At 63.8% G+C, this 21,841-nt stretch carries 16 protein-coding genes and 1 pseudogene; 2 read left to right on the top strand and 15 right to left on the bottom strand.

All coding sequences use genetic code 11. From position 1 onward, the window contains the following. Positions 1 to 29: 29 nt before the first annotated feature. From NKH95_RS18300 to NKH95_RS18240, 13 genes and pseudogenes are all read right to left on the bottom strand, one after another. Positions 30 to 581, bottom strand: coding sequence for an isochorismatase family protein (locus tag NKH95_RS18300; protein ID WP_352892346.1), 552 nt, complete (start codon positions 579 to 581; stop codon positions 30 to 32). A gap of 458 nt (positions 582 to 1,039) precedes the next feature. Continuing rightward, positions 1,040 to 2,236 carry a hypothetical protein gene (locus NKH95_RS18295; protein ID WP_352799682.1) on the bottom strand — a complete coding sequence of 399 codons (1,197 nt, stop codon included), beginning with the start codon at positions 2,234 to 2,236 and terminating at the stop codon, positions 1,040 to 1,042. A gap of 191 nt (positions 2,237 to 2,427) precedes the next feature. Continuing rightward, the gene (locus NKH95_RS18290; protein ID WP_023813322.1) at positions 2,428 to 3,198 is read right to left on the bottom strand and encodes an exodeoxyribonuclease III; all 771 of its coding nucleotides are present in this window, start codon (positions 3,196 to 3,198) and stop codon (positions 2,428 to 2,430) included. Positions 3,199 to 3,202: 4 nt separating this feature from the next. Beyond that, positions 3,203 to 3,847: an alpha/beta hydrolase family protein gene (locus tag NKH95_RS18285; protein WP_352611079.1), complete on the bottom strand. Its 645-nt coding sequence runs from the start codon at positions 3,845 to 3,847 to the stop codon at positions 3,203 to 3,205. Positions 3,848 to 4,056: 209 nt separating this feature from the next. Next, positions 4,057 to 5,172 (bottom strand): tetratricopeptide repeat protein, encoded by a 1,116-nt coding sequence (locus tag NKH95_RS18280; protein WP_352892343.1) that lies wholly within the window; start codon positions 5,170 to 5,172, stop codon positions 4,057 to 4,059. Continuing rightward, positions 5,169 to 6,074, bottom strand: coding sequence for a non-homologous end joining protein Ku (ku, locus tag NKH95_RS18275; protein WP_024501732.1), 906 nt, complete (start codon positions 6,072 to 6,074; stop codon positions 5,169 to 5,171). The genes NKH95_RS18280 and ku overlap by 4 nt, the downstream gene beginning before the upstream one ends. Positions 6,075 to 6,311: 237 nt before the next feature. Then, a pseudogene (gene ligD / locus NKH95_RS18270) lies at positions 6,312 to 8,794 on the bottom strand (DNA ligase D). Between the two features lie 45 nt (positions 8,795 to 8,839). Beyond that, a complete protein-coding gene (locus tag NKH95_RS18265; RefSeq protein ID WP_023813316.1) occupies positions 8,840 to 9,064 on the bottom strand; it encodes a hypothetical protein in 225 nt (74 codons plus the stop codon). 243 nt (positions 9,065 to 9,307) lie between these two features. After that, positions 9,308 to 10,423, bottom strand: coding sequence for a glycosyltransferase family 9 protein (locus NKH95_RS18260; protein ID WP_031213626.1), 1,116 nt, complete (start codon positions 10,421 to 10,423; stop codon positions 9,308 to 9,310). Between the two features lie 157 nt (positions 10,424 to 10,580). After that, positions 10,581 to 11,804, bottom strand: a complete 1,224-nt coding sequence (locus tag NKH95_RS18255; protein ID WP_031213625.1) for a GNAT family N-acetyltransferase — start codon at positions 11,802 to 11,804, stop codon at positions 10,581 to 10,583. Between the two features lie 12 nt (positions 11,805 to 11,816). Further along, positions 11,817 to 13,046, bottom strand: coding sequence for a GNAT family N-acetyltransferase (locus NKH95_RS18250; RefSeq protein ID WP_352892341.1), 1,230 nt, complete (start codon positions 13,044 to 13,046; stop codon positions 11,817 to 11,819). An 8-nt stretch (positions 13,047 to 13,054) separates the two neighbouring features. Then, positions 13,055 to 14,362, bottom strand: coding sequence for an MATE family efflux transporter (locus tag NKH95_RS18245; protein ID WP_352892339.1), 1,308 nt, complete (start codon positions 14,360 to 14,362; stop codon positions 13,055 to 13,057). Then, entirely contained in the window at positions 14,359 to 15,528 is a 1,170-nt protein-coding gene (locus NKH95_RS18240; protein ID WP_352892337.1) for a glycosyltransferase, read from the bottom strand. Before NKH95_RS18240 ends, NKH95_RS18245 begins: the two co-directional genes overlap by 4 nt. Positions 15,529 to 15,883: 355 nt before the next feature. On the opposite strand from NKH95_RS18240, the gene NKH95_RS18235 reads away from it, so the two are divergent. Next, positions 15,884 to 17,053, top strand: a complete 1,170-nt coding sequence (locus tag NKH95_RS18235; RefSeq protein WP_352776247.1) for a DUF1972 domain-containing protein — start codon at positions 15,884 to 15,886, stop codon at positions 17,051 to 17,053. Continuing rightward, positions 17,050 to 18,312 carry a glycoside hydrolase family 5 protein gene (locus NKH95_RS18230; protein WP_352892333.1) on the top strand — a complete coding sequence of 421 codons (1,263 nt, stop codon included), beginning with the start codon at positions 17,050 to 17,052 and terminating at the stop codon, positions 18,310 to 18,312. The genes NKH95_RS18235 and NKH95_RS18230 overlap by 4 nt, the downstream gene beginning before the upstream one ends. On the opposite strand, the gene NKH95_RS18225 is transcribed toward NKH95_RS18230, so the two are convergent. Continuing rightward, on the bottom strand, positions 18,275 to 19,606 hold the full coding sequence (locus tag NKH95_RS18225) for a VpsF family polysaccharide biosynthesis protein (RefSeq protein ID WP_352551383.1): 1,332 nt from the start codon (positions 19,604 to 19,606) through the stop codon (positions 18,275 to 18,277). The genes NKH95_RS18230 and NKH95_RS18225 overlap by 38 nt on opposite strands. A gap of 1 nt (position 19,607) precedes the next feature. Next, on the bottom strand, positions 19,608 to 21,710 hold the full coding sequence (locus NKH95_RS18220; protein WP_352632176.1) for a GumC family protein: 2,103 nt from the start codon (positions 21,708 to 21,710) through the stop codon (positions 19,608 to 19,610). Between the last annotated feature and the right edge of the window lie 131 nt (positions 21,711 to 21,841).

Below are 21,841 nucleotides of genomic sequence, written 5' to 3'. Positions count from 1 at the left end.
ATAATGCGGCCTGCGGCGACGGTCGGGCTTCAGCCGCCGACAAGCGCCTTTGTGGTCACCAGATTGACGCCGGCCCCGGCGAATCCGCCATTGTGCCTGATGATGACCTGCTCGGCACTCTCGCTGGCATTGTCCAGCGTGCTGTGCGCATCGGACACCACGGTCACGCCGAGCCCTCTGGCGAGCGCGCCCTTGACAGTAGCGGCCACGCAAAAATCGGTCTGTGCGCCCAAGAGCACGACAGCACCCGCACCTTGCCCGGCCACCCAGTCGCCGAAGGCGGGGTTGCTGAATGCATCACGCACCGATTTGGCAAAGGTCGGCTCGTCCGCCGCCTGGCCGAGCGCGGGCCAAACCGGCCAGCCCGGCTCATCCGGTGCCAACGGATCGCCATCGGGTCCGTCATGCCTGATAAAAGCGACCTTGCGCCCGCCGCGCCGCGCCCAATCGATCACCGCCTTGGTGCGCTCGACAATATCAGGCGCATCATGGATCGGCGGCTCGTGCACACCGTCGAACATGCCGGTCTGGAGATCGATGACGATGAGCGGCGCATTGTCTGGGAGGCTGGGTGCTGGCATGGGTTTTACATAGCACGGCGGACAGGGTGATCAAGATTTCGCTCATTCCGGCGCGCCGGCAAACAGCACCACGCCGTCGCCGCGGTGGCCGGCAGTCGCGGATGGTGCGGTCGTTGCCGCCGGTCAGCACCGCGCCGTCGGCGGCGAAGGCCACCGCATAGATCGGGCCGGTCTGGCTGTCCAACATTGCGATCCGGTTGCCGCTATTGGAGGGCGGGCGCCTTGCCGCGCCTCCTTGGATTTATTGCAGTTTGCCGATTTCAGCCCGCATGGTTGACAGATGGCCGCAGTCTGGCATCATCGGATCGGGATTTTAGGAGAGTCTGATATGAAAAAAATCTATGTGAAGCCATCGTTCTTGAAAAAAGGCCGGTTGTCGGCGGTCACTGCGGCCAACGGCTCCTCGTTGCCGACACCGCAATAATTTCAGCGCCACCTGCTCCTGGCGCGTCCAAACCTCAACGCACCAGGATCAGGTCGTCCAACACCATTTGCCAATAGTGCTTCGTCGACAGGCGAACACGCGTTACAGCTTTGAGCATTGGAGCGTAGTGCAGCGGCGTTAGCGCCGACAGCGTGACCTCGTCGCTTGCAATCAGCTGCTCGCCAAGCCAGCTTTCGATCAGCGCCACCTCCCCTTCCGACGCCAGCCAGGCGGCGCTCAGCATGACCGAGTGAAAGCCGAACGGCCGTTCGCAGCTGAATTCGGCCGGCAGCCCGCTGCTGGTGTAGAGCACATGGTCGCCGGAAACATTGCCATTGACATAGCCCTGGCTGTCCTTGGTGAAGTCGCGGGCCATCGCATTCAGGTTGCGCCACGCCAATCCGGCATGGCCAGCCGGAATTTTCCTGAGACTGCGCGACGTCACATCGTCGAAATCGATCGTTTCGAGGGCGGCATCAGTGTCGATGCCGGCGCGTTGCGGCGACAGCAGGCCGAGATCCGCCGAGTAGGGCGATAGCGTCAGCCGCCGCGCCAAGCCGCCGCCGCTGACGCTGACCGTGTCGGCTTCTTCAGCCAGATCGAAGCTGAAGACGGCACCCGGCGCCAGTGCCCGCGTCTCCAGGACGTACCCATTCCCCGACACGGAGAGGGTCGCTGGTCCATCGCCGGCGACGCGCCCGCTGACGCGGCGCGGCGCTGCCAGACCGACCGGCAGCAGCATCTCCTGCGATACCATCCCGGCCGGCGAACCCGGCAGCGGCAGGAAGTGTCGGGACTGAATGTCATTTTCGCTTTTCGCCTGCCAGCCGGGCGGCACCGAAACCACAAAGCGCCAGTTGCCCGGCTTGCGGATCACTGCCTTTCTGCTTTTCACCGACATGGGAAAGTTGGCAAAGCCGGCATTGTTGGTGCGCGCGGACGCGGCGAGCTTGCCGGCTTCGTCATACAGCCGCACCATGATCCCGGCCATCGGCCGGTCTCCGGCGCCGTATTTGCCGTCGCGATCGACATCGAAATAGACGAAGGACGAGTAATTGAGCATACCCCCGCGGGCGTTCCAATCGGTACGGACGGCATAGTCGGCAGCCGGATTGGTTAGCCGCCGTCCCTTGCGACGGCTGCGCTTCCGCCACAGCAGCCAGGACGCGACAGCAGCCGCAAGCACCACAATGGCGGCGGCCAGTATCTGGACAGCGCCCAAGTCAGGCATGGAGCCTCGCTTCACAAATCTCATGGGGGATTGCGTTCACGGGCGATCCGGCTGCGTTGGGCTACTTGCCGACAGGTTATTGCATGTCGGCCAAAAGCGAACCCGGATTTGGGACAGCGACATGCATCGAGACAAAGACTTAAAGCGCGTTGCAGGAATCCGTTCAAGCGCGACGCATGAAAGCAGTCGCCTTACTTCAATTCCACCCACACCGGCGCATGGTCGCTGGCGCCGTCCTCGCCGCGCACGTCGCGGTCGATGCCGGCAACGGTCAGGCGGCGTGCCAGTTTCTTCGACAGCAGGATGTGATCGAGCCGGAGGCCCGCATCGCGCGGCCAGCGGTTGCGGCGATAGTCCCAGAATGTGTAGAGCGTTTCCTTCGGATGCTTCTTGCGCAGGGCATCAAGCCAACCCTGGTCGAGCAGGCGCTGGAACGACGCCCGGCTTTCCGGCTGCACCAGCGCGTTGTCCTCATAGGAGCGGGTGGGGTAGATATCGCGCGGCTCGGGCACGATGTTGTAGTCGCCGGCCAGCACCACCGGCAGGCCGGTGTCGAGCAACTGTTCGGCATGCACCTCCAGCCGCGCGTGCCAGGCGAGTTTGTAGGCGAATTTCGGGCCGGGCTGAGGATTGCCGTTCGGCGCATAGAGACAAGCGACGATGATGCCGTTCACCGCCGCCTCGATATAGCGGCTCTGCCTGTCGGCATCGTCGCCGGGCAAGGCATCGCGGGTCAGCACTGGCTCGGCACCCCGCGCCAGGATGGCAACACCGTTCCACGTCGGCTCGCCCTTCCACACCGCGCCATAGCCGGCCGCCGCCAATGCCGAGCGCGGAAACTGCATGTCGCGCGCCTTCAGTTCCTGCAGGCAGACGACATCGGGTTTTGCCGCAGCCAGCCAAGCCAGCAAATTTTCAAGCCGGCTGTTGATGTTGTTGATGTTGAAGGAGGCGATCTTCATCGCTTCAGGAAGCGATCCGACCCGACCACGCCTTCACCGTCTCGGCCAGCGTCTTCAGATGGTCGGCCGCCGAAAATCCCGAGATGCTCTTGCGTGGCTTGAGATCATGGTCGCCATCCTCCAGCCAGATAATCTCGATGCGGTCGGAAAGGCCATAAGTCGCAACCTCGTCCCTGGTGCCGAACTCGTCGCGCGTGCCCTGGAAGATCAGCGTCGGCGTCTTCAACCCGGCGAGGTGTTTTGTCCGCAATTGCTCGGGCTTGGCCGGCGGATGGAAGGGATAGCCGAGGCAGACCAGCCCTGAAATCTCGCCCTTGGCAAACATCTCGTCGGCGATCATGGAGGCGACGCGCCCGCCCATCGACTTGCCGCCGATGATCAGCGGTCCCGTCACGCCCTTTGCCCTGAGGTCGGCTATCGCCTTGATATATTCCGGGTTGACCGTCTCGGCCCGCGGCGGTGGCTTGCGGTGGCCGTAGCGGCGCGCGGCCATATAGTGGAATTCAAAGCGCGCGACCTGGAAGCCGGCCGCGGCCAGCGCCTTGGCGGTGGCGGTCATCGAGGGCGAATCCATCGACGCACCGGCGCCGTGGGCGAGCAGAATGGTGGTGGGCGCGGTGTCGGGACCGTCGAAGAGGAAGGCGGTCATGGGGCGGTCTCGCTGGAGAGGTCGAGTTCCGTCACACCCCCCTCTGTCCTGCCGGACATCTCCCCCGCAAGGGGGGAGATTGCGCGCTCAACCGCTTTCGCCAATCTCCCACTTTGCAAGAAGGAGCGGGACGCCCAAGCTTCCGATCTCCCCCCTTGCGGGGGAGATGGCCGGTAGGCCAGAGGGGGGTGTTCAAGCGCCAGCATCACTCACCCCGCCGCCCGCGCCAGCTGCAGATCCACGAACTGCACGCCCTTGGCTGCAACCCGTGCCCATTCGGACTCCGCGTCGAGTTCGAGATACCGCGCCCATAGCCGGCGCGCCTCCAGCAGATTGCCGGCGTCGAATTCCAGCCGGGCCAGATTGAACACCGGATCGGCATAGGTCTTGTCGAGCGCGATCGCTTTCTGCAGGTGCCTTCGCGCCGAGGCTTCGCGACCTTGCTCGCTCATCAGTCCGGCCAGGTTGAACCACGCCTCGACGAAGGCCGGGTCGAGTTTTATCGCATTGATATAGTCGTGCGCGGCGTCCGCCGCGTGGCCGCCGGCGCGCAGGCAGTTGGCGCGGTTGAAGGCGGCAATCGCATCGCTCGGATCGATGGCCAGGCAGCGCTGGTAGAGCGCGGCGGCCCCATCATTGTCGCCCTGCTCCTCCGCCGCTTCCGCCTCGGCGAACAACTCCTCTAGCGTGTCGTCACCCTCTGCCCCGGCTGTTCCGAGATCGAACAGCAACTGCCCATCGAGTTCGCTCTGGCCGCCTTCGAGATAGATGGCATCGGCGCGCCCATGCTGCGAGCCGACATTGAGCGACTTGGCGGTCAGCGACGCCACCGGGCCGGAGCGGTGGACGGAGCGCGCGATCGCCCCCCATGTCGCGCCGCCGGCGATGAGCCCGGCATATTTGCGCGCCAGGATCAGGTCGCGGAAGGAATAGGGTTCAACGTCATGCTCGAACGCATCGAACAGGCCGAGCAGGTCGAGGTCGGAGCCTGATAGCCGCGACTGATCGATCAGCGATTGCCGCGACAGCGAAGACGCTTCCGGTGTCTTCATCAGTCCGAGAAGGCGCAGGAATCCGTTCTCGCTGATCAGCGTTCGCCCGGCCGCGCGCTCGGCGGCGACACGGCGTTCGATCTCGGCATCGCCGTTTTTGACGAGGCCTGCCCTGGCGAGAAGTGTCCGGCCGAAGACGACATGCGTGGTGCGCCTGGTGATACCGCGCCGCAGCTGGCCGTGTCGGCGTTCCACTTCCCGCGCAGCCAGCCTGAGCGGAAAAGCCGCCAGCGCGCCTATCGTGCCAAAAACAGCGCCGGTCGGTGCCGTCATTTCTTGCTCTTGCCGACCGCCTTCAGCAGATTGGCCTTCAACGGATTTTCAGCAGCACCACCCGCTGCCGCCTTCTTCGCGGCGGGCTTGGCAACCTCGTCGGCCTTGCTTTTCGACTTGGCCGGCGGCTTCGATTGCGACAGGCTCGCTTTGAGCGCATCCATCAGATTGATGACATTACCGCGCTCGGGTGCCGCCGCGATGATCGGCTTGTGGCCTTTCAGCTTCTCGCGGATCATCGTCATGAGTGCCGCCTCGTAGCGGTCCTCATAGTTCTTCGGATCGAAGGTGGTTTCCTTCTGCTTGATCAGTGCTTCGGCGAGCTGCAGCATTTCGGGATCGGGCTTGCCGGCTGGGATGTTGCCGAAATATTCAGCTGTGCCACGCACTTCGTTCGGATTCCTCAAGGTGCACACGAACATGCCGTTCTCGCGCGCGCCGATCGTCACCACCCGCTCGCGGCTCGACAGCACCAGGCGTGCGATCGCCAGCTTGCCGGATTTGCGCATGGCTTCGCGCAGCACGGCGAAGGTCTCCTCCGCCATCGCGCCGTCAGGCGCCATGTAGTAGGGCGCGTCCTGATAGATGACGTCGACCTCGTCCTCGTCGACGAAGGCCTCGATGTTCATCGTGTGATTGGATTCGATGCGCACCGCATCGAGGTCGGCATCATCTATGATGATGTACTGCTTGTCCTCGTATTCATAGCCCTTGACCAGATCAGCACGCTCGACGAGCCCCAATTCGGGGTCGACCGGTTTCATGTTGATGCGGTTGTGGGTCTTCTTATGCAACTGGTTGAACGAGATGCGCTCGCTGGCGCTGGTGGCGGGATATAACCGCACCGGACAGCTGACCAGACTGAGTTTAAGGTAACCTTTCCAACTTGCCCTGGGCGCCATGAAACACTCCTACGCGGCCATGCACTGACATTCACTGCAGCGCTTTTCGTCCGAAGGACGAACGAGGCTGCGCAAATCCTACACCGACCCCGCACAATACAGGCAAATCCCTGACGAAATCTTCCGCCACGTCTTTGAGGTCGTGGCGGAGAGAATAATTCAAATTGTCGGAAGCGTCGATGGCGTTGGGTTCCTCGCCCCGCAACGCTCTCCCCCATTTCATGGGGGCCGAGGAACCTAGTTCTTCAAGGTCGGCAAATCCCGCGCGAACTCGTCGATCTCGGCCCACGGATCGCCCGACGTCGCCAGCAGCCCCGGCAGGGAGGAATAGTTCAGATCCTGCGGCGCATCGATGGATTCGAGGTCGCTCCAACTGACCGGCGTCGAGGCCGGCAGATTGGTGCGGGCGCGCAGCGAGTAAGGTGCTGCCGAGGTGTGGCCGCGCGCATTGCGGTGATAATCGATGAAGATGCGCTTCTTGCGGTTGTCCTTGCCCATGGTGGTGGTGAAGGTGTCAGGCGCCGTTGCCGCCAGATGCGTGGCGATCGCGCTGGTCGCCTGGTGGAGCTTCTTCCAGTTCTGCGCGCCCGTCACCGGCACCGTGATGTGGATGCCGCTGCCGCCGGAGGTCTTGGCGAACGGTACCAGCCCCAGGCGCTCCAATTCGCCCTTGATGTGCACGGCGGCCTCGACCACCTCGCGCCATGAAATCCCCTCGCCCGGATCGAGGTCGAGGACGATCTGGTCGGGCCTGTCGAGGCTGGTGCGGTGGGTGCCCCAGGTGTGGAACTCGACGACGCCGAACTGCGCCAGCGCCAGATACCCTTTCGCGCCTTCGACCGAGAGATAGGATTTGGTCTCGCCCTCGGAATTCGTCGCGTCGAATGTCACCACTGAGGGCGGCATGCCGGTGAAGGCGTGGCGCTGGAAGAAGCAATCCTTCGGCAGGCCGGTCGGGCAGCGCACCAGCGACACCGGCCGGCCGAGGATGTGCGGCAGCATGAAGTCGCCGACCAGCGCGTAATAGACCGCGATGTCGAGCTTGGTCGGGCCGGTCTTGCCGAACAGCCGGCGCGTCGGGTTGGTCACCCAGATGGTGGCAAGGTCGGCCTCGGCGATCAGCCGCTTGCGTTTGGACGAGACCGGCGTCGACAGGCCGACATCCCTCAAACCGCGGAAGACGCCGTGGCGCAGTGCGTTGTCCGATGTGCGGTTGGCGTAATGGATGCGCGCCGACAGCAGCGGCCGCACCCAGTTCATCTCGCGCATGATTTCGCGCGGGACGCCCTCGGGCGGGGTGGCGCCTTCCCGCAGCGGCTCCAGCCTGGCGAGCAACTCACCGGCGGTGGCGGCATCGAAACCGGTGCCGACCTTGCCGCGATAATGCAATTCACCACCCTCGAACTCTGCCATGCCGAGCGCCGCCAGCCCTTCGGCCGCATCGGAGATGGTGAAGCCGGCGATGACGAAGTCGTCTGACAGCAACGCCTTGGTCTTGGTCCAGCTTTTGCTTCGGCCGCTCTGATAGATGGCCGTGGCGCGCTTGGAGACGACACCCTCCAGCCCAAGTTCCGACACCTGGTCGTAGAGCCCCTGCCCTGAACCTTCGACATGGTCGGAGAACTGGATGGCGGAATTGGCGCCGAGGCCCGACAGCATCTGCGCCAGCAGCGCCTTGCGCCGGACCAGCGGCGCCTTGGTCAGGTCCCAGCCGTCGAGGTGGAGAAGATCGAAGGCGTAAAATGGAGCTTGCTGCCGGCGCCCTCGGCCAGCGCATCCTGCAGCAGCGCGAAGCGGCTGATGCCCCGGGCGTCGAGCACCACGATCTCGCCGTCGATGATGGCATCGCGGCAGGGCAGCTTCGCGAACGCATGCGGCAGGTCGCCATAGCGCTTCGTCCAGTCGATGCCGCCACGGGTGATCAGCTTGACGACGCCGCCAGTGAGATGCGCCATGGTGCGGTAGCCGTCGAATTTGATCTCGTGCAGCCAGACTTGTTGGGTGTCGTCGCCATCGGGTGGTTTTGGCACCTGCGTCGCCAGTTGCGGCTCGATACGGGCAAGCATGGGAGCCTTGAACACGCCCGGCAGCGTGCCGGGCTTCAGCGATCCCTGTCTGGGCGCGGGTTTGGTGGCGGGCTTCGCCGGCGCCGCCAGTTCCTCGATGCGCAATCCGGATTTGACGCTTTCCGGCCGGGCCGTGAGGATGTCAAGCGCGGTGTCGGCGGCGAGGTCGCGCTCCTTGAACAGCAGCCAGTTCTTCTTGTTTTCGTCTTCGCCGGGTTTCGGCTTCAGCCGGGTCAGCATCCAGCCGCCATTGAGCTTGTCGCCGGCCAGCCGGAACTTGAAGGCGCCGGTTCGCAAGCTTTTTTCAACGTCGTCCATCGGCGCCCATGTGCCGGCATCCCAGACGATCATCGGCCCGCCGCCATACTCGCCCTCGGGAATGACGCCCTCGAAGTCGATATATTCGAGCGGATGATCCTCGGTCTCGACCGCCAGCCTCTTGTCGGCCGGATTGAGCGAAGGCCCGCGCGGCACCGCCCAGCTTTTCAAGACATCGCCGACCTGCAGGCGCAGATCATAATGGTCAGCGGTGGCGTGGTGCTTGTGGACGACGAAGCGGTTGCCGTTGCTGCTGACGAGCCCGCCAACCGGTTCCGGCGTCTTGGCGAATTCGCGTTTGGCGCGATAGGCTTTGAGCTTTGGTGGAGTCGTCATCGCCAGGATCGAAGCACGGCGGCCAGGAACAAGCCAGTCACGCTCTCAATCGTCAGCGGCCGGCGTCAACTCGAGCTCTGCCGGCGACAGTCCTTGCTGCAGCTGGCTCAGCCGAAATTCGTCGACCCAATAGGCCTCGCCATCGACCAGAACCCGGGCCTGGTAGGTGCCTGCCGAAAAACGCTGCGCGGTGATGTAGACCTTGTGACGATCGAGCGCCTTGCGCACCGCGGCGCGCTTGGAATTCTGACCTGTGACGGGACTGAACATGACACTGCCCTCGGTCGCCCCAGACACAAAACGCGGCCGCTACCGGCAGCCTGACGACTGGGGTCAAGGATGGCGGAGACGCGCCGTCCTGTCAATTTCGCGGACAGCGCAGGATGCGGCCCGGTTAAATTTACCAATCTTTTGAATATGCTTGGGCCTTGGCCTGAATCAAGACGTGAAGCACACGAAGATGAACTGTGCACCACCACGCCGCCAAAACTAGCGTCCGTCGCTGCCGCTCTGCTACGCGGCCGGCGTGCCCGAATGAGCAGATTTTTGAACTTCCATGCCGATGAGATCGAGTGTCGCCGCCGCAACATCGGCAACCTGGAGCCGCTGGACGCAATAGACCCCACCGGCGTTGTTTTCTTTACACAAACCTGGAGCGATGCATGGGCAAGGCATGGGCGGCTGGAGCGTCCGGTTGGAGACACCGAATGGGCCCCATTGCTCAGGCGACGTCAGACCGTACAGCCCCACCGCTGGAGTTCCGACAGAGGCCGCGATGTGCATCGGGCCGCTCTCATTGCCAAGAAAGATCGACGCTTCGGCCAACAATGCTGTCAAGACCTCAAGCGAGGCTTTTCCGACGACACTTGCGACCGGCGATGCTGCCATTTCAAGGATCCTTTGCGCGGCAAGCCCTTCATCCGGCCCACCAACGAGGAGGGATCGCAGCCCGGTTTTGGCGTATACCTCATCGATGACCGCAGCAAAATGTTGCGGCGGCCAGCAACGGCCTTCAAACCTCGCGCCGGCATGCACGGCCACATAGGACTTCTTCGCCAAAGCGTTTTCCGCAAGAAGCCTGGCACACTCTTCCTGGGCAGTCCTGGTCGGTTGCAGCCGAGGCGTTGGGTCCTGATAATCCAACCCGAGGGCGCTGAGTGGAGACAGGTTCCTGTAGAGATAATGCGGTCCGCCATGTCCGAAGGTCGCGGCGAGCACGTTTGCAAGCTGGATTTCCCAGAACTTCATCGGATGCTCGGAAGGATCGAAGCCGACGCGAAGTGGAGCCCCGATCAAGCGATGCATGATCCGCGAGGTTTTTGAATCGGTAAGGTCGATGCTAAGATCGAATTTCCGACGCCGCAGATCAGAGATGACGCCACGATGGTCGCTCAAACGCTTGAGCAGAGTCCTTCCTCTGCCACGGGATTCAAAGCCAACGGCCACATCGGCGATCCCTTGCGCGACAATGAACTGCTTGAGACCAGGCGCACAAAGCATGGTTACCGATGCTTGCGGATAAGCAAGACGCAGATTGCGAACCAAAGCAGATGTCAGAACGACATCTCCAATGTACTTCGTTTGAATAATGAGGATGGAACGAATCCCATCTCCTAAACTTGCATCCATCGATATGATCTGCCGAAAACGCCAACTTAAAAAATCTGCCGAGGACACTCATTTCTGAACGGCAAGCGGCGCTTTCAGATATAGAGCCAACCAACCCAGTCAACAAGCTTGCCGGCCTTGGTGCCTCTTTGCATCGGTCGTCGGCAAACGCTCGTCCTCAGTCCTTCAATCGCCGCAAGCGGCGCGTCAGGCCCTGGACGGCCTTGAGCAGCCGGGGACGCGACCGCGTCATGCCTTCGACCCGGCTGCGCAGCAAAATGGCTGCGTTCGCAGCCCTGCCCCGCACCGTCACCGGTTCGCAGATCTCGGCCAGTACCGAGCTCGAGGCACCGATATGTTGCTTGTAGCCCTGGCCGCCGACCGACAGGTCGAAATAGTCGAAGCCCCGCTCGCATCCCCACACCATCAGCTTGCCCATCGTCGTCAGGCCGGGTGAGACATTGGCGACCGTATTCTGGTCGATGCCGAGCAGGAGGGCGTGAAGTGTGCCTTTTCTCACCAAAACATAGATGGAGGCAAGCCAGGCTTCACCGACGCGTAGTCCGAAGAGCCGCACCGATCCGTTGGACAGGCCTTGTAGCGCCGCGGCGCGGTAGAAATCGACGACCGGGGCCTGCGTCAGGAGGTCGAAACGCCCGAGCTCACGAAAACGCTTGAGCCGCAGTTCCAGCAGTGCATCCAGGAGCTCCTCGGCCAGGTCAGGCGTATCGGCCTCGACCAGAGCGAGGCCACCAAGCTGTTCGAAGCCGCGGCAATGCTTGCGGAAGGCCTTGGCAAAGGACGGCTTGCAGATTCGCTTGATGAGCGTCTCCGGGTCGCCATGCAGGACGAGGCCGGAGGTGACCTGGATGGAGTCGCGCGCCACCGAAAGCAATGCCAGCGGATTGGCCACGCCGTGGACCTGCTGCGGAATTCCCGCGATATGGATGCGATCCGCCGATGGCAGCACGGCACGGACCGCTGCCCACATGGCGTCGGCACTCTGCCTAGTCCACGCTCTCCCATCCGCCAGCAGCGGCACCGCGTAGTCGCACACGCGGCAGCTCAGCCATTCGATCACGTGGTGGCCGAGAGCCCGGCGCCGCATCAGCGGCAGCAGCATGGCCGGCGCGCCGGTCACGGCGTCACTCACCTCGACGAGGACCAGATCCGCGTCTTTGGGCATCAGCCGTGCGGCGATTCCTTCGACCCAGGCATAATGCTGGTGGGCAGTGCAGACGCCGTGAGCTTCAAGGAGCAGCCATAGCAGCCTTACGGTGTCGAAGCTGGTGTGCAGCCGAGCCGTGAAGTGCGCGGTTGCATCAACGTTGGCGACAGTCGGGGAAAATGGCCCACCGGGCAAATCCCCTATCGGAGTCGTTCCCGCCGCGTAGCTTGCCACATGCTTCTCCCGTCATTCTGATCCCCCACGCAGGCGCCGCAAACCCCGCATCAGTCCCTGGAGCCTCTTCAGCAGCCGAGGTTTGGAGCGCACGAACACCTCGGCCCGGTTGCGGATCTCGATGGCTGCGCTCACGGCGCTGCCTCGCACCGTAATCCCGTGGCAAAGCTCGCGCAGGCCCGAACCCAAGGCACCCATATGTTCCTTATAACTCTGGTTGCCTACCGACAGGTCGAAATAATTGAAATCGCGCCCGCGCGCCCAGCTCATCAACTTGCCCATGATCAGAAGTCCCGGCGAGACATTGGGCACCGCGCCCTGATCGATTGAGATCAGCAGAGCATGAACGGTGACTTGATGGATCAGCAGGTATTGGACCGCGATAAGAGCTTCACCCACACGCAACCCGAAGAGCCGCACCGACCCATCCGACAGGCCCTCGAGAGCGGCGTTTCGATAGAAGTCGACAACCGCCGCCTGCGTCAGCAGGTCGAAGCGGCCCAGTTCGCGAAAGCGGCTGAGCCGCATCCGGACCAGGCCGCCGAAGATGACCTCCACCAGGGCCGGCGTGTTGGCTTCGACCAGTTCCACGCCGCCAAGCCGTTCGAGGCGACGCCAGTCCTTGTTGAAAGCCTTGACGAAGGATGGCCGGCATAGGCGCTTGAGGACGGTTTCCGGATCGCCGTCGATGGCGAGGCCGAAGCTGGTATGCAGGGAATCGCGCGTGGCCGCCAGCAGGGCTAGCGGATTGGCGACACCGCTGATCGATTGCGGAATTCCCGTGATCTGGATGCGGTCCGCCGGCGGCAGCACGGAACGCACCGCGGCCCACGCGGCCTGCGCCGATTGCGTCGTCCACGGGCTCGCATCGGCCAGCAACGGTGCCGAGTAGTCGCAAACGCCACAGCTCAGCCACTCGATCACCCGATGGCGGAAAGCCGGTCGCCGTATCAACGGCACCAGCATTCGCGGCACGCCTGTGACGGCATCGTTTACCTCCACGATGAGCAGTTCCGCACCTTGCGGCATCAGCCGCGCAACGATCCCCTCGGCCCAGGCATAATTCTGGTGGGCGGTGCACACACCGTCCGCCTGGAGGCGCAGCCAGAGCGGCCTGGCCGCTTCCAGGCTGGTGTGGAGCCGCGCCGTGTATGCATCGTTGGCGACGACGATGGCCGGATGGGAGGACTGGCCATCGGGCGAGCCGGTCACCGCAGCAATTTGCACCGCCTGGACTGCCATGTTTTTTCCTATCGCTTTGCCGTAGCGAACGGCAGCGTGCGCCGCCACGCGCCCAACCGGCTGTCGCGCGCCTCGTCGGGATGCTCGATATTCCACATGCGGTGATGCGCGAAATACCATGATGCCACGAGCACGAACATCTCCGAGACGGCGGAACCCAACAACGCCCACGGCGGAGACGCGATTGCCAGCAGGGCCGCGATCAACGCCAGCCCGACGACCGCGCCGCCCGTCGTGGTGAACGCGACGATCCGAAAATCGCCGAGTATCTCAAGCACGATGCGGGGCATGATGTAGAGCATGATCGGGACAAAATTCGCGATCACGAAAAGCCCGATGAACCAGGTCGAAGCGTCCTGGAGAGCCTGGGATTCTATCATCGGCAGGACGAACATGATGGCGCATCCATATGCAAGGCCGCCAAACCCCATGACGAGCGCCCAGATCTTGGCCTGCGTCCAGACACGGCCTGTTTCATTGTTCCGTATCAGCCTGGCGAGATCCGGCTGCGTCATGTTGACGAACGCAAGGCTGATGATGCGCAGCGGAGCAAACAGCACCAGAACCGCCGCCAGAGGTGCGTAGGCGGCAGGACCGGCAATGCCGGCGACCAGCAACGCCAGACATTGACCCTGGATGTTGGTGGTGGTCGCGCTGAATGCCGACCAGCGCAGCTGGGGCCAGAGTCTGACATAGCGTCGCCGCGTCGGCATGCGGAAGCTGATGCGAAGCGAGCGCCGAGCCAGCCGGACCAGGACGAAAATGCCGAACACATTTGCCGCGGCTAGTGCATAGAACACGGTCTGCAGCGGGTCTTGGACCAACCATATCGACAGCCCGGTCAGGACACAGCCGGCGACTGTAAAAGCGCCATCGCTGACGGAGACGACAACTTGCTGGCGCCGTGCGAAGAAAGCCGTGCGCATATGGCTGCGCAACGACCAGGCACCGACGAAGCAGCCGGCGGCAATTCCGCTTGGATCGCCAAGAACATGCATCAGGACTGCCGTGCCGACGGCCATCAGCAAAGCCACGATCAGCGCCGCCGTTCCGAACGCCACGTCATAGGTGTCGACGCCGGCGCTGTTGGTGCTCTTGCTCATCCAGATGCTGGCGGGAACGGCGGTGAGCGACCTGATATAGGACAGGCCGACACCGCCCATCACCATGCCGATGGCGAAGAGGCCGTAGCCCTGCGCCGACAGCATGTGCAACAGCATGATGTTGAGGGCAAAATGAAAGCCGCTCTGCATCGCCTCACCGCCGATCATCAGCACGAGGCGTCGAACCAGATGGCTCGGAAACGCTAGCTTCACGGCCGTGTCTCCGCTTCGCGGGCAGCAGGCGCCCTGCCCGGCCGAGCGATGGTCGTCTTCAGCTTGTCGGCGGCGATCGCGGTGATCGCCGCGGCCGCGACCGGCTCGCTGAAGATCGCCTCGTAGCGCGCGCGCCCGGCAGCGACAAACCCGCGCCAGGCCTCAGGGGCGAGGATGATCTCCTGCAATTTCGCGCCAAGAGCTGCTGCGTCGCCGGGCGGGACATGCCAGCCGGTCTCCCCGTCGCTGACCACTTCCACCAGCCCGCCGATCGCCGACACAAGTGGCGGCCGGCCGTAAGCCATCGCCTCTATGGCGACGCGGCCCAGCGATTCCGGACGCCGCGACGGCACGGTGACGATATCGGCCCATCGATAATGCTCAGAGGGGTCGGGAATGAAAGGCAGGACTCTGACGCGCCCAGTAAGCCCCATGGTTTCGACCAGTTCGGCAAGCGCATGCTCGCGCTCAGTGCTTTCGAAGGCGCCGCCGACCAGCCGCACCTCGATCCTCGCCTGGAGTTCCGCCGGCATCGAGGCGATCGCCTCCAGCAGGATTTCCTGCCCCTTGATCCGGTTGATACGGCCAAGCAGCAGCACCCGCAATGGACGCTTGCCGTCATATGTCATCGGTTCGACCGCCGCCGGCCCGGCAACACCGTTGTAGACGACATACGCACGCGCCGCCTTGGGATCACCAAACGCGGCGCGTGTCGCGTGTGAATTGAAGATCAGATCCGCGTGGCTCCAGCGCATCAGGCCGACAAGTACCCTGCGCATGGCGCCTTCGGGGATTTCGTGGATGTGCAGGACGGCCTTATGGGGAAGAAGGCGTGCGGCCAGCGCGTAGTCGGCCACGATCGAGGTGTTGACATAGACGAGGTCGCAATGCTTGAGGCGCCGCCACGCCCTGAACACGGCAACCGGCAATCGCGCCATCTCGACGGTCGCAAGGCGCGCAATGGCCTGGCGCCTCAGCACCCAGAGCGGTTCGAAGACGATCCGGCTGGCATGCGGTTCCAGAATCCGCACGATCGGCCCGCTACGCGGCAAAACCACTTCGATGTCGGCCGACGGAAACGCGGCGCGCAACGCGGCAACGCTCTCCGCGAAGCTGCGGTCAGAACCATAGAGTTCATAACCCTGATGAACGCAGGCAATCCGCATCTTTATATCCCGCCGGGTGCTACAACCATCGCGCTGGGCGATTGTGGCAGAAGCCCGTCCGCAAGAATCATGCCTGGTTCGATACATCAGACTATCGGCTGATATGTCCGACTATCGGTTCGATACGCCCGACTGCCGGCCGTACGCCCCAGGCATTGCTTCGTTTCGATACAGCTACGCACAGAAGGGTTGACCGAGAATGAAACAACCATCGGCTTCAACACCGTTTTTTTACAACCCCGCGCGATGATACCTCGCAGGGTACCGAAATCGGGAGGTGGCACGGAAGTTGCCACCTGCTCATTATAAATTAAGCAATATCTAATATATGAGACATGTGAAAGTGCCGCCGGCCATGAAACCAGAAACGCCCGCCATTCTGATCCTGGGGACCCGCGGCATACCCGCGGCCCATGGCGGCTTTGAAACCTTTGCCGAAAAACTGGCGCTGTTTCTTGTCGGGCGAGGTTGGAAAGTTGGCGTCTATTGCCAAGATGAGGTCGAGCGGATCGACCAGAGGGTGCGCAGCGAAACCTGGCGCGGCATCGAGCTCATTCACATCCAGGTCGCCTCCAAGGGACCGCGCGCGACGCTGGAATTCGACTGGCAATGCGCCCGCGACGCCGCCCGGCGACCGGGTGTTTGCCTGGTGCTCGGCTACAATGGCGCGGTCTTCCTGACCTGGCTCAGGCTGAAGCGACGCAAGATCTTCACCAACATGGACGGCATCGAGTGGCGCCGCCCAAAATGGGGAATGGCGGCGCGAACCTGGTTCTGGGTCAACGAATGGATCGGCGCATGGGCCTCGCATCGGCTGGTCGCCGATCATCCCGCCATCGCAGATCACCTGGCGACACGCCGGCCGCGCAGCGCCATCGCCACCATCGCCTATGGCGCCGATCCAGTGGCATCGGCGCCCGAGGCGCCGGTGCGGGCGCTCGGCCTCGAGCCCGGGCGCTATCTCATCTCGATCGCGCGCATCGAACCCGACAACAACATCCTGCCGATCGTCGAAGCTTTTTGCTCCGCCAAGCGCGACATGAAGCTGGTGGTGCTGGGAACGCTGTCCGACGACATCCCCTATCATGCCGCCATCCGCAAGGCGGCGAATGGCTCGGTGGTCCTGCCGGGCGCCATCTACGACCATGCGACGGTCAAGGCGCTCAGATACCACGCCCGCGCCTATCTGCATGGCCACACGGTCGGCGGCACCAACCCCTCGCTGGTCGAGGCGCTGGCGGCCGGCAACATGGTGATCGCCCACGACAATCCCTACAACAGATGGACCGCCGGGGCTGCCGCGATCTACTTCACCGACAAGGACAGTTGCGCCAAGCGGATGCAGCAGGCGCTGGACGATGATGCCCTGGTCAAGGCCTGCAGCGTTGCCGCCAGGGCGCGCGCCCGCGAAGCCTTTCGCTGGGACGATGTCCTGCTTGCCTATGAAAATGAGGCCTATCATTTGCTCGGCATGACTGCCGCCAAGACCACCGCGATGGATCACGCATCGCCAGGAACCGTATGACAGGCTGGTCGCGTCGGCGGGTGCTGCGGACGGCGCTGTCCACCGCGGCGGCTCTCGGCTCGCTCCCGGTCGCACCAATCGCTCGCGCAGCCGCCGGGCCGCGATTTCGGCGCGGCGTCAACGCCTGGCCCTGGTTCTCGCTGACGCGCGAATTTCCCGCTCCGCGCACCGACTATGACTGGCCGCCCTTCCAGTCGCAACGGCCGGTGCCGACCCCGGACGACCTGCGTCGGCTGCGCGGGACCGGGCTCGATTTCATCCGTCTGCCTGTTGATCCCGGCCCTTTCCTGGCCGCCGACGCCGCCACGCGCGGCAAGTTGCTGGACATACTGGACGCGGCTGTCACGGCCACCCTCGACGCAGATCTCGGCATCATCGTCAACATCCAGGCCAATGCGGCCACCCATTACTGGAACCCCGACCGCATGGTCTCCAGCACCGTGGCACCCGCCTTCGATCTCTATCGCGGGCTGGTCGGCGAGCTTGCCGGCAGGCTGGCGCGGTTCCAGCCCGGCAGGGTGGCGCTCGAGCCGGTCAACGAACCGGCGCAGGCCTGCGCGTCGAACGTCTGGTTGCAAATTCAGCTCGCGCTTCTGACGGCGGCAAGGGCATCGGCAGCGACCCTGCCGCTGGTCGTCACCGGAGGCTGCGGCTCGATGGTGAGCGGACTGACCGCGCTCGATCCGGCACCGCTGTCGCCCTTCGAACCGATCCTGTTCACCTTTCACTTCTATGAGCCCTATCTGTTCAGCCATCAGGGCGCGCCCTGGATGCGCGAGCCCGTCTACCGGTCGCTCAACAATGTGCCGTGGCCGGCATCCGCCGGCTCGCTGCAACAGACGCTGGCCTCGGTCAGGGCGCGCATGGCGCAGGACACCGAAACCCCTGAAGATGCCAAGAAAGCCGCCTATGCCGAGACCGAGCGTGTGCTGAAAGTCTATTTCGACGCCCGGCCCAACCGCTGGTTTGTCGACAAGTATCTTCGCCAGGTTCGCGACTGGGGAGATGCGCATGGCCTTGCGCCGGAACACATCATCATGGGCGAGTTCGGCGCGCTGCGCACCGACGCCCGCTATGTCGCCGCGCCCAACCCGGATCGCGGGCGCTACATCGCCGATGTCAGGCGGAGCGCCGAGGAACTCGGCTTCGCCTGGGCACTGTGGGATCTCTTCGACGGCATGGGCATGATGGACGATACCACCCGGGCGGTGGACCCTGATATCATCGCGGCGCTTGGCCTGACCATGCCGGTGGACTGACCGGTCTGAAAGCTGCCCGCGCCGGCCGGTAAAGCACCAATGCCAGCACCACGAACTTGGTCAGCAGCGTCGTCTTCGACGCGACGCTTTCCGAAGTGTTGATCAGGATGACCCAGCCCAGCATCGGCAGCCAGATGCCGGCATGGCAGCGGCGCGCCACCTCGAACAGGAACAGCACGAAGCCGAACGTCAGCAAAAGGGTGAAGAAGGCGCCCTGATAGAGGACCGTGCGGATGATCGGGTTCTCGATGCCCTGTTCGAGACCGTTGATGCGGCGCAGGCTGTCGATCAGCTCGACATCCGGCCCCACGATCAGATCGCGCAATTCCAGGTGCTTGAAAAGCTCGAACATCTCGACGCGGGCATTGGCGCTTCCGCTGTCCGACACGAAGCGCTCCAGCAGCGCGTCGAAAAAGCCCAGATATGCCGCCACTATGATGACGACCGGCAGCAGTGCGGCAAGCATGAAGCCGAGTGCCGCACCCAAGAGATTGACGCGGCCCTGGCGCAATTTGGTGGTGCCCTGAAAAAGCAGGTAGCAGCCGCCTAGCACCACCGTCGTCACCATCGCCGTGCGGCCGCCGAAGGCGACGAGTGCCGCGCATTGCAGGCCGATCAACCCTATCCGCACAGGCATCGACAGGGATCTGGCACCGGAGAGCAGCGCAAGCACATAGATCGACGTCACCATGGCATTGGCAAGCGGATGCCCCTGCAGCGCGCTCGAGCGCAGATCGGTGGTAAACGCCACGCCGTCCAGGCGATAGGGGAAGATAAGCGTCTTGGTGGCGAACTCGAAAAGGGCAAGCAGCGCATTCGCCGTCATGACCACGTGAACGACGGTCTGCAGCCCGGCGAAGGTCCGTTCGTCGTCCTCGCTGAGCATCAGGACCAGAAGTGCCGCGGCCACGAACGTATCGATCATGCCGGCCATGCCGGGCCGCTGCCTTGCGATGACGACGAACAGAAGCACGATCGATATGGCGGCCATCAGCGCGCTGGCCGGACGCCTATCGGCGACATGCACTAGATAGCCGACCGGATTGCCGAAGGTGCAGGAGCGCCAGGCAAGCAGCAGCACGATGAGATAGGTGGACGGGTGGATCTTGGTCGCCGGGTTGCCGAACAGGCCATCATAATTGTAGCCGACCAGCCACAGCATGCCGCCCGAGATGCTGAACAGCACCGCTACCGCCGCGATCAGTCCGAAGCGCGTCAGCGCATCGAGCGACGTGCCGGCGCGGGGTGCGGCAACACCATGGTTCGAAGCGCTTGCGCTCCAACTGGCCGCCATATCAGGCGGCCTCGTCGACCAGCAAGGCGGCCGTTGGCAACCGCCCCATCACGGAAACCGCCTGCGCGGTCGTCGTGACGTCGCGCATCGGGGTGGCGTTCAGCGTGGCGACGAGTACGATCTCGTCGGCCATGGCGACCAGCGGCGAGGCATTGAGATTGTCGGCCAGCGCGCCGCCGTCGATGACGACAAGCTCGAAGCTCCGGCTGGCCCGCGCCAGCATCTGCTGCGCAAAATAGATGCCATGCGCTTCCTGGAAGACCGCCTTTGAGCGGCCCCTGCCCAGCACGGCGACATTGCTGCCGGCGGCGTAATGGCTGACGGCCTCGAAGGCATACTCGCCGCGCAGCACATCGAGGATTCCCGGCTGCCGATCCTTCTGGTCGCCGCCGCCGGCATTGGCATCGATGAACAGCACACGGCTGCCCCTGGACGCCGCGGCATCGGCCAGCAGCCGCGCCACCCGGCTGCGCTGCGCGCCCTCGCCCGGCGACGATGTCACCAGGATGGAAGGCACCAGCGGCCAGTCCGCCGGACGCTGGCCCGAACTGAACATGCGCCTCAGTGCAAGGCCGACGACGGCGTCGGTCTTCTGGCTGGAGGCGACGGCGCGCGCCCCGCCGAAAGGCCACCAGCGCCGGCCAGTGCCCGACTTTGCCGGCACCACGCCCAGCACCGGCGCGTCGATGGCCGACTGCATCTGCGCGCTGGAAAGCACCGTCGGCGAGGAATATTCGGCGATCAACGCCAGACCGGTGCCGAGCCCAAGGCCACCGAATATCGCGCCCAGCAACAGCAGCGGCAAAGGCGGCCAGCTCTTCTTCAAGGCGGGCATGGCGTTGGAGATGATGCGCGCATTGGTGCTGTCGACATTGATCTGCTCGCGCGTCTCCTGGGCGCGCTGGAGATAGTTCGAGTAGACGGAACGCAGCGCCTCGAGATCGCGCTGCAATTCGCGCAGCCGCACCGAGGCCTGGTCGGTGTCGAGCGACTTGCTCTTCATGCCGGCGACCTTGGCTTCCAGCGCCTGCTGGTTGGCCAGCGCCCGTTCGTAGTCCGTCTCGGTGGCGGTGGCGATGCGGCCGAGTTCGCGCGCGATCAGCTGGCGCGTGTCGCGCAGCTGCTGCTGGGCGGCGATCAGCGAAGGATGACGAGGCCCCAGCTCCGTGCCGAGCTGCGAGACCTGGTCGACCAGCGTCGCCTCTTGCGCCCGCAGGCTCGAGATCACCGCCGAGCGCATCGCTTCCGAGGTTGCGTCCGCCGTGCCGCTCTGGCGGCGCATCTGGTCGACCTGCGCCTTCAGCGCCGCGGTGCGGCTCTGCGCCGCCGCAAGCTGCGTGTTGATCTCGGTCAGTTCCTGGTCGCTGACCAGATTGCCTGCCGCCATCACCATGTTGTTGGCGGACTTGTAGGCCTCGACGGCATTCTCGGCCTGCTGGACACGCTTGCGCTGCTCGTCCAGCCGGGCGGTGATCGACTCGGAGGCGTCCCTGGCCATTTTCGCGCGCGCGCTCGCCTGGTCGACCAGGTAGGCCTGCGCGATGGCGTTGGCCAGGAGGGCGGCCTTGTCGGCGCTCTTGGCGGTGACGATGACGTCGAGGACCAGGACCTTGTCGGCCCGCTTCACCGCCAGGCGCCGGCGCAACGCGTCGAGTGTCTGCACCGACCTGTCGCCTTCGGCCGATGCCGAACCGAGCAGGCGCGACAGCAAGCCCTGCCCGTTGAATTCCGGATCCTGCGTCAGGTTTGTCGCCGCGATCGCCCGCATCAGCACGCCTGTCGACTGGACCACGCTGACCTGGCTCTCGACCTGCGTGATGCCGCCATCGGGTGAGATACGGCTGGGATTGACGTCGTTGGTGACCACCTGCAGATCCTGCGGATCGATCAGGATTTCCGCCGCCGAGCTGTAGAGCGCAGGTGTGAAAAGGCCGTAGAGCAGGGCGACCAGCGTCAGCAGTGCAACGGTACCGAAGATCCAGAACCGGCGGCGCACCAGGATGCGCTTCAGGTCGCCCAGTTCGACAGTCGAAGCTGCGTATGATCCCGCGCGTGCCGCATCCGGAGAGTGTTGCTGAGGAACCATGGGCAGGGATGATTGCATGGCTGCCTCCGACAATACTCCATATGCCGGCAAGATCAGTTTGCGGCGATAACCTAGCTATTCCTCCAACTGTTAAAACATTGTTAATTATGTTGAGAGGTGACGTGAATTTTGGCACGCGGTTTGCTTAA

This window comes from Mesorhizobium sp. M0848 (assembly GCF_040319805.1).
GTDB lineage: Bacteria > Pseudomonadota > Alphaproteobacteria > Rhizobiales > Rhizobiaceae > Mesorhizobium.
This window is presented reverse-complemented; position numbering and strand designations above follow the sequence as displayed.